This is a genomic window from Nocardiopsis changdeensis (assembly GCF_018316655.1).
In the GTDB taxonomy this organism is placed as follows: domain Bacteria; phylum Actinomycetota; class Actinomycetes; order Streptosporangiales; family Streptosporangiaceae; genus Nocardiopsis; species Nocardiopsis changdeensis.
The window spans coordinates 6,805,950-6,820,034 of sequence record NZ_CP074133.1 but is presented as its reverse complement, the minus strand read 5'-3'; the positions used below and the strand labels follow the sequence as shown (position 1 = coordinate 6,820,034).

At 71.2% G+C, this 14,085-nt stretch carries 10 protein-coding genes; 7 read left to right on the top strand and 3 right to left on the bottom strand.

Annotated features, from left to right (window positions below; translation table 11 throughout):
* The first annotated feature begins 41 nt into the window (after positions 1–41).
* On the top strand, positions 42–980 hold the full coding sequence (locus KGD84_RS30635; protein ID WP_220563776.1) for a glycine betaine ABC transporter substrate-binding protein: 939 nt from the start codon (positions 42–44) through the stop codon (positions 978–980).
* A 72-nt stretch (positions 981–1,052) separates the two neighbouring features.
* On the opposite strand, the gene KGD84_RS30630 is transcribed toward KGD84_RS30635, so the two are convergent.
* Both KGD84_RS30630 and KGD84_RS30625 read right to left on the bottom strand, forming a co-directional pair.
* Positions 1,053–1,667: a rhomboid family intramembrane serine protease gene (locus KGD84_RS30630; protein WP_220563775.1), complete on the bottom strand. Its 615-nt coding sequence runs from the start codon at positions 1,665–1,667 to the stop codon at positions 1,053–1,055.
* A 226-nt stretch (positions 1,668–1,893) separates the two neighbouring features.
* A complete protein-coding gene (locus KGD84_RS30625; RefSeq protein WP_220563774.1) occupies positions 1,894–2,370 on the bottom strand; it encodes a hypothetical protein in 477 nt (158 codons plus the stop codon).
* A 704-nt stretch (positions 2,371–3,074) separates the two neighbouring features.
* On the opposite strand from KGD84_RS30625, the gene KGD84_RS30620 reads away from it, so the two are divergent.
* The 6 genes from KGD84_RS30620 to KGD84_RS30595 all read left to right on the top strand — a co-directional run bounded on the left by KGD84_RS30620 (position 3,075) and on the right by KGD84_RS30595 (position 13,145).
* Positions 3,075–4,766 carry an ABC transporter family substrate-binding protein gene (locus KGD84_RS30620; RefSeq protein WP_220563773.1) on the top strand — a complete coding sequence of 564 codons (1,692 nt, stop codon included), beginning with the start codon at positions 3,075–3,077 and terminating at the stop codon, positions 4,764–4,766.
* A gap of 176 nt (positions 4,767–4,942) precedes the next feature.
* Positions 4,943–5,953 (top strand): ABC transporter permease, encoded by a 1,011-nt coding sequence (locus tag KGD84_RS30615; protein WP_220563772.1) that lies wholly within the window; start codon positions 4,943–4,945, stop codon positions 5,951–5,953.
* A gap of 19 nt (positions 5,954–5,972) precedes the next feature.
* Positions 5,973–6,881: an ABC transporter permease gene (locus KGD84_RS30610; RefSeq protein WP_220565401.1), complete on the top strand. Its 909-nt coding sequence runs from the start codon at positions 5,973–5,975 to the stop codon at positions 6,879–6,881.
* Entirely contained in the window at positions 6,878–9,055 is a 2,178-nt protein-coding gene (locus tag KGD84_RS30605; RefSeq protein ID WP_220563771.1) for an ABC transporter ATP-binding protein, read from the top strand. The genes KGD84_RS30610 and KGD84_RS30605 overlap by 4 nt, the downstream gene beginning before the upstream one ends.
* A 276-nt stretch (positions 9,056–9,331) precedes the next feature.
* A complete protein-coding gene (dacB, locus tag KGD84_RS30600) occupies positions 9,332–10,927 on the top strand; it encodes a D-alanyl-D-alanine carboxypeptidase/D-alanyl-D-alanine endopeptidase (RefSeq protein ID WP_220563770.1) in 1,596 nt (531 codons plus the stop codon).
* 217 nt (positions 10,928–11,144) lie between these two features.
* Entirely contained in the window at positions 11,145–13,145 is a 2,001-nt protein-coding gene (locus tag KGD84_RS30595) for an ABC1 kinase family protein (RefSeq protein WP_220565400.1), read from the top strand.
* Positions 13,146–13,522: 377 nt separating this feature from the next.
* Here KGD84_RS30595 and KGD84_RS30590 read toward each other — a convergent pair whose 3' ends face one another.
* Complete coding sequence (locus tag KGD84_RS30590; RefSeq protein ID WP_220563769.1) at positions 13,523–14,074, bottom strand: TIGR03086 family metal-binding protein; 552 nt, start codon at positions 14,072–14,074, stop codon at positions 13,523–13,525.
* Positions 14,075–14,085 lie beyond the last annotated feature (11 nt).

Here is a 14,085-nt window from a genome sequence, read left to right as displayed (position 1 = left end):
GCCCGCCGGTTCCTCCGATCCCCTAGGGAAGGAACCCCACGATGTACACCCGAAAGCGCACCGCCGCGCTGTCCGCCGCCGGCATGAGCGCGGCCCTGCTCCTCACCGCCTGCGGCAACAGCGGGGGACAGGACCTGACCGGCCCCGGCGAGGGCGAGGGCGGCGGCGACGCCCAGGAGGTCAACATCGCCCTGATCGCCTGGGAGGAGGCGATCGCCACCACCGCCATGTGGCAGGTCATCCTGGAGGAGAAGGGCTACGACGTCACGGTCACCGACGTGGACGTCGCCCCGATGTACCAGGGCGCCGCCAACGGCGACGTGGACCTGTTCCTGGACACCTGGCTGCCGGTCACCCACGCCGACTACTGGAACGACTACGGCGACGACCTCGAGGACCTCGGCACCTGGTACGACAACGCCAAGCTGACCATCACCGTCCCCGCCTACATGGAGGACGTGAACAGCATCGAGGACCTGGCCGACCACGCCGACGAGCTCGGGGGCCGCATCGTCGGCATCGAGTCGGGCGCCGGCCTGACCCGGGTCACCAAGGAGGAGGCGATGCCGGGCTACGGCCTGGACGCCGACTTCGAGCTGGTCGAGTCCTCCACCGCGGCGATGCTGGCGGAGCTGGACTCGGCGATCGCCGAGGAGGAGCCGATCGCCGTCACCCTGTGGCGTCCGCACCCGGCCTACGCCAAGCACGACCTGAAGGACCTCGAAGACCCCGAGGGCCTGATGGGCGACGCCGAGGAGATCCACGCGGTGGGCCGCAGCGGCTTCACCGAGGACTACCCGGAGCTCGCCGAGTGGCTGCAGGGCTGGGAGATGACCGACGAGGAGCTGGCCTCCCTGGAGGTGCTGACCCTGGAGGAGCACAAGGACGACCCGCAGGCCGGCGCCCGCGCCTGGCTGGCGGACAACCCCGAGTTCCTGGAGCGCACCCTGGGCGACGCGGCCGAGGGCCTGGAGTTCTAGGCCTGCGCCGCACCCGATGACAGGGAAGGGCCCCTCCCGTACGGGAGGGGCCCTTCGGCATGCGGGGCCGGGTCAGGGGGCGTAGTAGCCGCCCTGCGCCCCGGGCTGGCGCCACTGGTCGATCTGGCGCCGCTTCTCCCGCTTGGGGAGGACGTACGCGGCGATCAGACCGCCGAGGAAGCCGAACAGGTGCGCCTGCCACGAGACCCCGGGGTACTGCGGGAGCACGCCCCAGATCATCGTGCCGTAGAAGAGGACGACGCAGATCATGATGACGATGTCGACGGTCTTGCGCTCGATGATGCCGCGCAGGACGGTGTAGCCGAAGTAGCCGAAGACCAGTCCGCTGGCGCCGACGGTGATGGTGGTGGGGGCGCTGAAGAGCCAGATCCCCACGCCGCTGACGACCGTGACGATCAGGGTGGTCAGCAGGAACCGGGACAGCCCGCTGAAGGCGACGAGCGAGCCCAGCACGAGGAAGGGCAGCGAGTTGCCGACGAGGTGCTGGATGTTGCCGTGCATGAACGGAGCCGTGAGGACGGTCCAGGGAGCCCCGGTGTCCCAGGAGCGCAGGCCGAACTGGTAGTCGAGGGTTCCGAACATGAAGAAGTCGAGGATCTCGAAGACCCACATGGCCGCGAGCATCCCCGCTACGGTCAGGATGGCGGTGATTCTGGACTGCGTCACGGAACCGAGGGTAGATGACCCGGGCTTGCAACGGTATGTCCGTGGTGGGTGTGGTGCGAATTGGACTGATGTGGCCTGAGACGTCCGACTGCGTACCGTTGTGTGCACGGGTTTCGGACAGACCGTTACCCGCCCGGCCGGGACGTCGACCGGGACCCGGGCCACAAGGGCCGGGGCCCTGCCCGCAGGCCCGGCCGGGTCCGGCGGGGGAGCGGCGCCGGGGTCGTCAGGAGGTCAGCGAGCGCTTGCGCGGCGGGATGCCCGCCACCGCCATGAACGCCTCGACCTTGGCCGGGCTGGTGATCCCGGTCAGCGGCAGGTAGGCGCGGGAGGTGCGGCGGCTCTGCAGCGAGGGGAACCGCTTGGGGCGGCCCGCGGTGTCGCACAGGCCCAGGGAGCGCACGCCGCCGGGCAGCAGGTGGTAGGAGCCGATGTCCCCGAAGGGCACGCTGACCTCGTACTTGCCGCGCCGGTAGTGGAACTCCCCGTCCGAGACCTCCAGTACGGGGGCCTTGACGAAGAGGTGGCCGTGGGCCGCGAGCCCGCCGCCGATGAGGAGCAGCAGGACGCCGAGCGTGATGTTGGCCCAGTGGGAGGGGTCGACCGCGATGGCCACGACGCCCAGGGCCGCCAGCAGGTAGCCGCCCCACAGCTCCGCGTGCTTGCGGCCCGAGGGACAGACGAGGCGCACTGTTTCGGACACGGCAGGGGCCTTCCTCGCTGCGGTCTGGGGTGGGCGGTGATCGCCGCCGCTGTCGACTTTATCGGCTCCGCGGGGGTGCCCATGGTGGTTTCGGACACCGGAACGACGGGCTTTCCAGGGAGACGCCCGCGACCTGCGGACGGACGGGCGGGGACGCCGCCCGGGACGTCGGGGCGGCGGCGGGGGACGGCCGCCGGCGCGCGAACGGATCTTTCCAACATCATGTCATCCCATGTTTATATGATCCGCTCGGCCTCCGTCGACGTCGATGGTCGGGCGGATCTTTTCGCCTTGATGAATCGTCTGTGCTCGTATGTCCGTTTTTAATTCGGTAATCGAATAGGAGCTTTGGGTAGTCAAACATCGTTTACTTTTAAGTAAACATTGTTGACTACAATGGTTTTGCCACTTTCTATTTCTGGTGCGACCGAATCCCCGGTACTGAGTACCTGTCCTGGGCGCCCCCCTGGCCTGCGGGAACGCGGGATCCGCCGTTGTGTTACGGGCGCGTTGTCGTGTGATGTCGACGTCCGGGGTCGATGGGCGCGAACCGGTTGCGGATGGATCACGAATCCGGCATTGGGGCTATACAGACATTTCACTCGATGGTCTTCTGAACGACTAATCGCCTAAGTTCGGTGGGGACTGTGCGAACCACTCGATCCCCCACTGAAGGTTCGTATTAGTGATCAAGGGTGTGACTGATGCAGATTCGTAGGAAAATGCTGGGGGCCACGGCCATCGGCGTTTCGGCCGTGCTCGCGGTGAGCGCCTGTTCCCCACCTCAGGAGGAGGGCGGCGCCGCGGGTGAGAACTCGGTCACCTGGATCGTCAACCAGCCCGCGGGCGGCTGGAACCACAACGCCCCCGAGGGCGGCTCGGTCTACCTGATCCAGATGGTCCACGGGATCCTCCCGCCCACGGGTCTATGGACCCCCGAGGGCGAGTGGGAGTGGAACACCGACCTCATCGTCAACACCCCCGAGCTGATCGAGGGCGACCAGATCTCCTGGGAGTACCAGATCAACCCGGACGCGGTCTGGAGCGACGGCGAGCCGATCACCGCCGACGACTTCATCTGGACCTGGAAGATGAACAGCGGCGACGATGAGCTGTGCGCCGACGGCTGCAACTCCCGCGGCTCCACCCTCTCCTCCCTCATCGAGAGCGTCGAGGGCTCCGAGGACGGCAAGACCGTCACGGTGACCATGAAGGAGGGGACGCAGCACCCCGGTTGGTTCACCTTCGGCAGCGACGGTTTCTACCCGGCGCACATCGCCGAGGCCGAGGGCTTCGACCTCGACACCCCCGAGGGCATGCGGGAGTCGTCGGACTTCTTCAACGCCAACCCGATCACCGTCTCGGGCGGCCCGTACATCTTCGAGGGCACCCCCGAGCTCGACGGCCGCGTCGTCAAGGTGGTCAACGAGGAGTACTACGGCGAGACCCCCGAGATCGACGAGATCATCCTCGAGGTCAACACCGAGGAGGGCAGCTGGGTCCCGGCGCTGACCAACGGCGAGGTCCAGGGCGGCTCCCCGGCCACCTGGTCCGACGACGTCATCACCCAGCTCGAGAGCGCTGAGAACGTCGAGTTCGAGATCGCGTCCGGCGGCAGCTGGGAGCACCTCGACCTCAACCTCGCCAGCGAGCCCCTGGACGACCAGGCCCTGCGCCAGGCGATCTTCACCGCGGTCGACGTCGCGAACATCGCCACCCGTACCTACGGCGAGAAGTTCCCGGACATCGAGCCGCGCACCAACCACGTCTTCTCCACCTCCAGCGAGTTCCACGAGGACGTCATCACCCCGACCGGCCAGGGCGCCGGCGACGCCGAGGCCGCGCTGGAGATCCTGGAGGATGCCGGCTACGAGCTGAACGGCGAGACGCTGGAGCAGGACGGCGAGGCCGTGCGCCCGCTGCGTCTGCGCTACACCGCCGGCCACGTGGCCCGCGAGGTCATCGCCGAGCTGATCCAGGCCGACCTCGCCGAGATCGGCGTCACCGCCGAGATCGAGACCACCGACGACCTGGGCGGCACCCTCGCCGAGGGCGACTTCGACCTCATGCTCTACGGCTGGAGCACCACGCCGGAGTTCTACAGCTCCCCGCACCAGTACTGGTTCAGCGAGAGCGGCAGCAACTACGGCAAGTACGAGAACGAAGAGGTCGACGAGCTGGTCGAGAACGCGATGGACTCCGCCACCCCGGAGGAGTCCGCCGGGTTCGCCAACGAGGCCGCCGCCATCGTCGCCGAAGAGGCCTACGTGCTCCCGCTGGTGGACACCCCGGCCTACTTCTTCTACGACACCCAGTTCCTCGGGAACGTGACCGACAACCACAGCCAGTCGCGTCGGGCCATGTGGAACCAGCACGAGTGGACCGCGGTCGAGTAACGCTTTCTGACGGATCACTCCGCTCCGCCTAGTGCTCCGGGAGGAGCACCCCGCCCCCGCGGCGGCCCGGGCCCGCGCCCGGCGCCGCAGGGGCGGGGCAGGGGCCCTTCCGGCCGGTGCAACCGGCCGGAAGGGCCCCCTTCCCGGGCCGGGAGCGTTCATCGAAGGACCTTCCCATGCTCGTATACACCGCGCGTCGCCTCGCCGTGGCGATCCCAGTGCTCCTGGCGGCGTCGGTCCTGGTCTTCCTCATGGTGGACCTGAGCGGCGACCCGCTCGCGGATCTGCGCATGCAGCAACCTCCCCCCTCGGAACAGGTCATCGCCGACGCGGAGGCCCGCTACTACCTGGACCGGTCGATCCCGGAGCGGTACTGGCTCTGGATGACGGGGATCGGCGGCAACGGGGACATCGGCCTGCTCCAGGGGCAGTTCGGCCCCTCCGTCCGTGGTGTGGCGTTCGACATCGGCACCGAGCTGTCGGCGAGCATCGCCGTCACCCTGCGCCTCGTGACCGCCGCCGTGATCGCGGCCCTGGGCCTGGCCATCCTCTCCGGCGTGGTCAGCGCCATGCGCCAGTACTCCAAGCTCGACTACACCCTCACCTTCATCGGCTTCCTCGCCCTGGCCATGCCGACCTTCTGGCTGGGCGCGCTGATCAAGGAGGGCGGCCTGTGGTTCAACCAGACCACCGGCAGCAGCTTCTTCTTCACCATCGGGGCCAACTCGGCCCGGGTGAGCAACATGACCAACTGGGAGTACTTCCTCGACTCCGCGGGCCACCTCGTACTCCCCACCATCACCCTGATGCTCACCAGCTTCGCGTCGTGGAGCCGCTACCAGCGCACGTCGATGCTGGAGGTGCTCAACAGCGACTACGTCCGGCTGGCCCGGGCCAAGGGTGTGCCCAACCGTGTGGTGGTGCGCCGCCACGCCCTGCGCACCGCGCTCATCCCCCTGGTCACCGTGGCCACCATCGGCATCGTCGGCATCATCGAAGGCGTCGTCATCACCGAGACGATCTTCCAGTGGCGCGGACTCGGCTACTTCTTCATCGAGGCGGTCAAGGCACAGGACGCGTTCGCGGTCATGTCCTGGCTCATGTTGAGCGGCACGCTCGTGGTGGTCGCCAACCTCGTCGCCGACATCCTGTACGGCGTTCTCGACCCGAGGATCCGCTATGAGTGAAATGCAGAGCAGCGTCGCGATGAACGACGGCGGCCCGGGCACGCCGGCGAAGGCGCCGGCCAAGGGCGGGGAACGCACCCAGATCCAGCTCGTCTGGAGGAGGTTCCGGCGGCACCGCGCCGCCATGATCAGCCTGGTGCTCCTGGGGCTGATCGTCGCCTTCGCCTTCCTCGGGCCCCTGGTCTGGCCGTGGGGCTACACCGTGAACCCGGACATCCCCAGCAACGCGGGGCCGAGCCTGGAGCACCCCTTCGGCACCACCAAGCAGGGCACCGACGTGTTCGCGCAGACCATGCGCGGGGCCCAGCAGTCCCTCAAGGTCGCCCTGACCGTCGCGGTCGTCTCCACCGTCGTGGGCGCGACCTGGGGCGCCGTCGCGGGGTACTACCGCGGACGCACCGACGCGATCATGATGAGGATCGCCGACATCTTCCTCATCATCCCGCTCATCGTCGCGGTCGCCTCCATCAACGGCGCGGTCCGCGGCGGCACCACCTGGTACGCGGTGGCGCTCATCATGTGCCTGTTCTCGTGGGCGACCGTCGCCCGCGTGGTCCGCGGCGTGGTGCTCTCCCTGCGCGAGCAGGAGTTCATCGAGGCGGCGCGCGCGGCCGGGGCCCGGGCCTCCCGGATCATCTTCCGCCACCTGCTGCCCAACGCCGCGGGGCCGATCATCGTCGCCGCCACGCTGCTCATCGCGGTCGCGGTGCTGACGGAGGCGGGCCTGTCCTTCATCGGGTTCGGCATCCAGCCGCCCGACATCTCGCTCGGGAAGATGGTGGAGGGCGCGCGCACCGCCGCCTTCACCCGGCCCTGGCTGTTCTACCCGCCCGGCGTGCTGATCGTCCTCATCTGCCTGACGATCAACTTCATCGGTGACGGGCTGCGGGACGCCCTCGACCCACGACAGACGATGGTGCGGCGATGACCACGACGGACAACATCAACGACGGCGCCACCGCGACCGTCGACACGGACATCGTCCTGGACGTTCAGGACCTCAACGTCACCTTCTCCTCCGAGGACGGCCCCCTGCGGGCCGTGCGCGGGGTGTCCTACCGGGTGCGCCGGGGCGAGGCCCTGGGCATCGTCGGCGAGTCCGGCTCGGGCAAGTCGGTGACCTCCATGGCGATCATGGGCCTGCTGCCCAAGACCGCCGAGGTGTCCGGCTCGGCCCGGGTGCTCGGTCAGGAGGTCATCGGCCTCAACGACGCCCAGATCAGCAAGGTGCGCGGCGAGAAGATCGCCATGATCTTCCAGGACCCGCTGACCTCGCTGAACCCGGTGTACACCATCGGGTACCAGATCGCCGAGGCGGTGCTCACCCATCGCAAGGTCACCAAGCAGCAGGCCAGGGAGCGGGCGGTCGAGCTGCTCGACAAGGTGGGCATCCCCCACCCGGAGCGGCGCGTCGACCAGTACCCCCACGAGCTCTCCGGCGGTATGCGCCAGCGCGTCGTCATCGCCATCGCGATGGCCAACGACCCGGACGTGATCATCGCCGACGAGCCCACCACCGCCCTGGACGTGACGGTCCAGGCCCAGGTGCTGGAGGCCCTGGAGGCGGCGCGCAGGGAGACCGGCGCGGCCCTGGTGCTCATCACCCACGACCTCGGCGTGGTCGCCGGGCACGTGGACCGGGTGGCCGTGATGTACGCGGGCCGCCTGGTGGAGACCGGGACCGTCGAGGACGTCTTCTACCGGCCCCGGATGCCCTACGCGCTGGGGCTGCTGGGGTCGCTGCCGCGGATGGACGAGGCGCGCAGCGAGAAGCTCACGCCCATCCTGGGGACGCCGCCCTCACTGCTCGACCTGCCGCGGGGCTGCGGGTTCGCCCCGCGCTGCCCGATGGCCCAGGACATCTGCCACGCGCAGGAGCCGGCCCTGGAGGCGGCCGTGGACGGGGACGACCCCGACCCGTTCCGCCGCCACGCCGCCGCCTGCCACTTCAGCGAGCAGCTGGTGGACGCCCGGCCCGAGGACCTGTTCCGGGCCACCGCCCTGGACGCGGAGGCCCCCGCGGAACTCGTCGAGGCCGAGGGTGCCGAAGCCGGCGGGACCGCCGGACGGGAGGAGCGGTCGGAGGCGGTGTCGTCCGAGGTGCTGCTGTCCGCGGTCGACCTGGTCAAGAACTTCCCGATCCGTTCCAAGGGCATCCTGCGGCGCAGGATCGGCGAGGTCCAGGCGGTCTCGGGGATCTCCCTCGAGCTGCGCGAGCACGAGACCCTCGCGCTCGTCGGCGAGTCCGGCTGCGGCAAGTCCACCACGGCGCGCCTGCTGCTCCAGCTCATCCGGCAGACGTCGGGCGAGGTCACCTACATGGGGCAGCCCCTGCACTCGCTCAGCGAGGCCCAGATGCGGCCGCTGCGGCGCGACCTGCAGCTGGTGTTCCAGGACCCGTTCGCGTCCCTGGACCCCCGCATGACGGTCTCGGACATCATCGCCGAGCCCATGCAGATCCACGGCCGGGGCAAGGGCGCCAAGCAGCGGGTCAGGGAGCTGCTGGAACTGGTCGGGCTCAACCCCGAGCACGGCTCCCGCTACCCGCACGAGTTCTCCGGCGGCCAGCGGCAGCGCATCGGCATCGCCCGCGCGCTGTCGCTCAACCCGAAGGTGCTCATCCTGGACGAGCCCGTGTCGGCGCTGGACGTGTCGATCCAGGCCGGGGTGATCAACCTGCTGGAGGATCTCCAGGACGAGCTGGGCCTGTCGTACCTGTTCGTGTCGCACGACCTGTCGGTGGTCCGGCACATCTCCGACCGGGTGGCCGTGATGTACCTCGGCAAGATCGTGGAGACGGGGACGACGGAGCAGCTGTTCGACGCGCCGGCGCACCCGTACACCCAGGCGCTCATCTCGGCGATCCCGCTGCCGGACCCGGTCAAGGAGCGGACCCGCGAGCGGATCGTGGTCACGGGCGACGTGCCCAGCCCGGCCGACCCGCCCTCGGGGTGCCGGTTCCGGACGCGCTGCCCGAAGTTCGCCAACGAGCTGACCGACGAGCAGCGCAACCTGTGCGTCGAGGAGCCGCCGGGCCTGCTGGACCGGGGCACCGGGCACCGGGACGCCTGCCACTACTCGCAGGTGGTGGAGCTGATCTGATCCCGCGCCACCGTTCCCGGGGCTGTTCGGGCCGGGAACGGCGGAGGCGGGGTCCACGGCGGTGCCAGGGGGCGACCCCGGCACCGCCGTGCCGCGTTCGGATAGGTATTCCTCTTCTGTCCACATGTGGACCGCTCTGATGGGTAATCGAGAGCATTGTCCGCTCCGGCCTGCGGCGGGACGGAAAAGGGGGTTGTGCTCCCGGCGTGTGCGCGTGGCGACCCGCGGTGAGACTCGGCTAGGTTCGTGGTCTTCCGTCCGAGCCTTTGGAGATCCATGAGAGCCCCGACCCCCCTGGCCGGCCCCCGCCCCCGGTGGGCCGCAGCCGCGGCGGCCGCCCTGCTGCCGCTCGGCCTCCTCGCCGCCCCCGCACACGCCGAGCCGGTCGCGGAGACCGCGGCCGACCTGCGCGCCGACCTCGACGAGATCCTGGCGGACCCCTCCGTCGCCGACGCCGGAGTGGTCGTCCTCGACCCGGCGACGGGCGAGGAGCTGTACTCCCGCGACGCGGACACGCCCTACGTGCCCGCCTCCAACATGAAGCTGTTCACGGCCGCCGCAGCCCTGGAGGTCCTGGGGCCGGACCGCACCTTCGACACCGAGGTCGTCGTCCCCGCCGGGTACGGCCGGCCGCGCGCGGTCGAGGACGTGTACCTGGTCGGCGGCGGCGACCCCACCCTGTCGGCCGCCGACATCGACGCGCTGGCCGCCGACGTGGCCGCCTCCGGGGTCAGGGTCGTCAAGGGGGACGTGGTCGCCGACGACACCTGGTTCGACGACGAGCGCCTGGTGGACGACTGGTGGCCCGAGGACGAGCCCTACGCCTACTCGGCGCAGATCTCCGCGCTCACCGTCGCCCATGGAGACCGGTTCGACACCGGCGTCACCGAGGTCACCGTCACCGCCGCCGCCCAGGGCGAGGCGCCCGCGGTGGACCTGGGCGCCGCCGAGGGCTACATGGAGCTGGACAACCGGGCCGTGACCGGCGCGCCCGGCAGCGGCAACACCCTGGCCGTGGACCGGCCGGTGGGCACCAACACCATCGTGGTGACCGGGTCGATCCCGCAGGGCGGCACCCCGGTCGCCGTGCTGCGCACGGTGGACGAGCCCGCCGGGCTGGCCGGGCACCTGTTCGAGCAGGCACTGGAGGAACACGGCGTCAGGGTGCGCGGCGGGGTCGGGCAGGGCGAGGTCCCCGCGGACCTGGACACGCGCGTGGTCGCCGACCACACCTCCGCTGAGCTGTCCGAGATCCTGGTGCCGTTCATGAAGTTCAGCAACAACGGCCACGCCGAGATGCTGATCAAGGCCATCGGCCGCGAGACCGCGGGCGAGGGCACGTGGGCGGCCGGCCGGGCCGGTGTCGCCGAGGCCGTGGCCGGTCTGGGCGTGGACACCGAGGGCGTCGTGTTCCACGACGGCTCCGGGCTCTCGCGTACCGACCGGCTGACCGCGTCCGCGGTCACGGAGCTGCTGGCCGCCGCGCGCGGGGCCGACTGGTACCCGGTATGGGAGGCGTCGCTGCCGGTCGCCGGGATCGCCGACCCCTTCGTCGGGGGCACGCTGCGCAATCGCATGGCGGGCACCGCGGCCCAGGGCGTGGTGAGCGCCAAGACCGGCACCATGAGCGGGGTCAGCGGCCTGTCCGGGTACGTGCCCGGCGCCGACGGCGGCGACGGCCTGGTCTTCTCCATCCTCAACAACGGGCACACCGGGCCGGCGCCCGTCGTCGTGCAGGACGCGATCGCGGTCCGGCTGGCCGAGCACCTGGGCCACGGGTCGGCGCTGCGGACGCAGGGCGCCCGGGTCCCGGAGGGCGCGCCGGGCGCGGAGACCGGTGAGCTGGAGTGCTCCTGGGAGCTGACCTGCTGATCCGCCACCGATAGCGGGACGGGCCGGGGTTCGTGGGGAGCCCCGGCCCGTCGCGTGCCCGGCGTTGTCCACAGGCCCGGGACCGCCGGTGTCGCCGGAGCCCCGGACCTGGCACCCTGAGATCGGGAAAGGGCCGGAGGAGCCGTGACGGGCCTTCGCGCCGCAGCCCTCCCACCGACCGCCGCCGGAAAGCGAGCCCCCGTCCGTGAACCTCGCCATGGTCTACGTGGGGGAGGGGATCCTCCAGATCTTCTCCCTGATCTTCTTCGTCCTGCTGCTCCTCGGAGTGGGCCTGCTGGCCAGCAGGATGATGGGGGTGCCCTTCAGCCTGCCCCGGCTGCTGCTGGCCGGTCTGGTCGGCCTGATCCTGGGGTCGGCCGCGGGGGCGCTGCTGTACTACGGCTCCCTGGAGCGGCTGTCGGCGGAGGCGCCCATCGTCTCGCCCGGCCCGGAGTACGTCATGGTCACCATGGCCATGTCCGCCGTCGTGGCGATGCTCGCCTTCGTGGGGCTGGAGCTCGCCATCCCGCGCGGCACCCGGCCGCGCCCGCTGCAGACGGTCCTGGCGGTGGCCCACTGGTTCGGGCGGGTGCGCCGCTACCGGCAGATCACGTGGATCCTGGCCCGGCGCGGGCTGTGGGGCTACGTCACCGGCCGCCGCGAGGACGGCGAGGACACCTCCACCCAGCGGCGGCTGGCCCGGTCGCTGGCCCGCTCCATGGAGGAGGCCGGGGTGGTGTTCGTCAAGCTCGGGCAGGTGCTGGCCACCCGGCGCGACCTGCTGCCACCGGTGTTCGTCGAGGAGCTGGGGCGGCTGCACAGCGAGGTCGCCCCCATACCGGCGGAGCGGATCCGGGAGGTGGTCGAGCGCGGGCTGGGCCGCCCCGTGGACGAGGTGTTCGCCGAGTTCTCCGCCGAGCCGCTGGCCGCGGCGTCCATCGCCCAGGCGCACACCGCGCGGCTCGTCGACGGCGAGGAGGTGGTGGTCAAGGTGCAGCGGCCGGGGATCGCCCCGGTGGTCCAGCGCGACCTCGACATCATCCGGCGGCTGGCCGCCCGCTTCGACGAGTACACCGACTGGGGGCCGGCCATCGGGGTGGTGGACCTGGCGGAGGGGTTCGCCGAGGCGCTGCTGGAAGAGCTGGACTTCGAGGTCGAGGCGACCAACATCGCCGCCGTCGCCGAGGCCGCGCCGGACTCGCGGGTCCGCATCCCACGGGTGTACGACGACTACACCGGCACGCGGATCCTGGTGATGGAGCGGCTGCACGGCGTCTCTGTGGGCGCCGTCGACCCCGCCGACGTCGACGGGGAGGGGATCGCCCGCGCCCTGCTGGACTGCCTGCTGGAGCAGGTGATGATCAGCGGCATCTTCCACGCCGACCCGCACCCCGGCAACATCCTGCTGCTCGACGACGGCGGGGTGGGGCTGCTCGACTACGGGTCGGTGGGCCGGCTGGACGGCCAGACCCGGGAGGCGCTGCGGCTCATGCTGGTGGCGCTGGACCGGCGCGACGCCGTGCTGCTCACCGACACCCTGCTGGACGTGGTCACCGACCCGGACGGGGTGGACGGGGAGCGGCTGCGCCGGGCGCTGGGGCAGTTCATGGCCCGCCACCTGCAGGGCGGGATGACGGCGAGCATGCGGATGTTCACCGAGCTGCTGCTCATCGTCACCCGGTTCGGGCTCACCCTCCCGGCGGAGCTGGCCGCGGTGTTCCGCGCCCTGGCCACCCTGGAGGGCACCCTGGTGCACCTGTCGCCGGGGTTCGACACGGTCGCCGAGGCCAAGCGCTTCGCCGGGGAGCGCATGTCGGAGCAGCTGCGCGGGGAGGCGCTGCGCGATCTGGCGGTGGACGAGATCGTCGCGCTGCTGCCCACGCTGCGGCGGCTGCCGCGCAGGCTGGACCGGATCACCGACCAGCTGCACAAGGGCCGGTTCACGATCCAGGTGCGGCCCTTCGCCCACCCTGAGGACCGGCGGCTGCTGAGCGGGCTCGCCCGCCAGGCGGTCCTCACCGTCCTGGCCGTGGCCACGGGCATGATGTCGGTGGGGCTGTTCAACGTCACCGACGGCCCCCACGTGGAGTGGGCGGACATGACCGTCCGCGCCCAGCTGCTCAACGGCGCGGCCTGGCTGCTCCTGGCCGTCGCCGCCCTCCTCGTGCTGCGCCTCCTGGTCGGCGTCGCCCGCGACGCCGCCCGCCACCGGCCATGACCGCCCCGCCGGGGCCGGACGCACCGTCCGGCCCCGGCGGGGCGCCGACCGGGTGCGGAGAGCACCCGCGCCGGAGGCGGTGACCGATGGCTTCGTGGGGTGCCCGTTCGGGACGGGTGCCACCCGGCGGGGCGCCGTCGTCGGGCCCGGGGAGTGTCCGTGCCGGGGGTGGTGACCGGTGGCTTCGTGGGGTGCCCGTTCGGGGCGGGTGTCACTCGGCGGGGCGCCGTCGCGGGGCCCGGGGAGTGTCCGTGCCGGAGGCGATGCCCGGTGCCGATCGCGGCGGCTCCAGGGGGTCCGCCCGCGGCGGGACCGTCCTACGAACGGCCGGTGCCCCCGGGTGCCGGACACGGCCGACCGGGGGCACCGCCGCGGGGCTACCAGGAGCGGCGGCCGAGGTGGGCGAGGAGGCGGGTCTGCTCGTCGGCGTCGGCCGGAGGGGTGAGCTCGGTGCCGCAGACGCCCTCGGAGCGCAGGGAGTCGCCGAAGAACTCGGTCGCCCGGCGGGCCCAGCGCACGTCGTCGGGGTCGATGGCCTCGTCCAGGCCGGTGGCGCGGGCCAGGTCCCAGCGGTGCACGATCAGGTCGAAGCCGAGGAACCGGTCCACGGCCTGGGCGAACGTCGTGCGGCCGAAGAACCCGTCGAACTCTGCCCCCGCCCGCTCGGGGTCGGTCAGGTCGGCCAGGACGACGGCGCGGGCGGCGTCCCAGGCGGCGGCCGGGTCGTCGGCCGCCTTGGGGATGTCCCCCAGCTCGCGGCCGACCAGGCCCAGGAACATGCCCTGGGTGTCCACGACGTGCCCCACCACGTCCCGGGCCGTCCAGCCCTCGCAGGGGGAGGGCGACGCCCAGCGCTCCTCGGGGACCTGCGCCACCAGGTCGGCGAAGGCGTCGGACAGGCGGCTGTAGCGTGCGGCGATCTCGTTCACGGCGTGCTCCT

Coding starts and splice junctions, on each gene's coding strand:
- KGD84_RS30620 (WP_220563773.1), top strand. CDS start 3,075: ATGCAGATTCGTAGGAAAATGCTGGGGGCCACGGCCATCGGCGTTTCG.
- KGD84_RS30635 (WP_220563776.1), top strand. CDS start 42: ATGTACACCCGAAAGCGCACCGCCGCGCTGTCCGCCGCCGGCATGAGC.
- dacB (WP_220563770.1), top strand. CDS start 9,332: ATGAGAGCCCCGACCCCCCTGGCCGGCCCCCGCCCCCGGTGGGCCGCA.
- KGD84_RS30605 (WP_220563771.1), top strand. CDS start 6,878: ATGACCACGACGGACAACATCAACGACGGCGCCACCGCGACCGTCGAC.
- KGD84_RS30610 (WP_220565401.1), top strand. CDS start 5,973: ATGAACGACGGCGGCCCGGGCACGCCGGCGAAGGCGCCGGCCAAGGGC.
- KGD84_RS30595 (WP_220565400.1), top strand. CDS start 11,145: ATGGTCTACGTGGGGGAGGGGATCCTCCAGATCTTCTCCCTGATCTTC.
- KGD84_RS30615 (WP_220563772.1), top strand. CDS start 4,943: ATGCTCGTATACACCGCGCGTCGCCTCGCCGTGGCGATCCCAGTGCTC.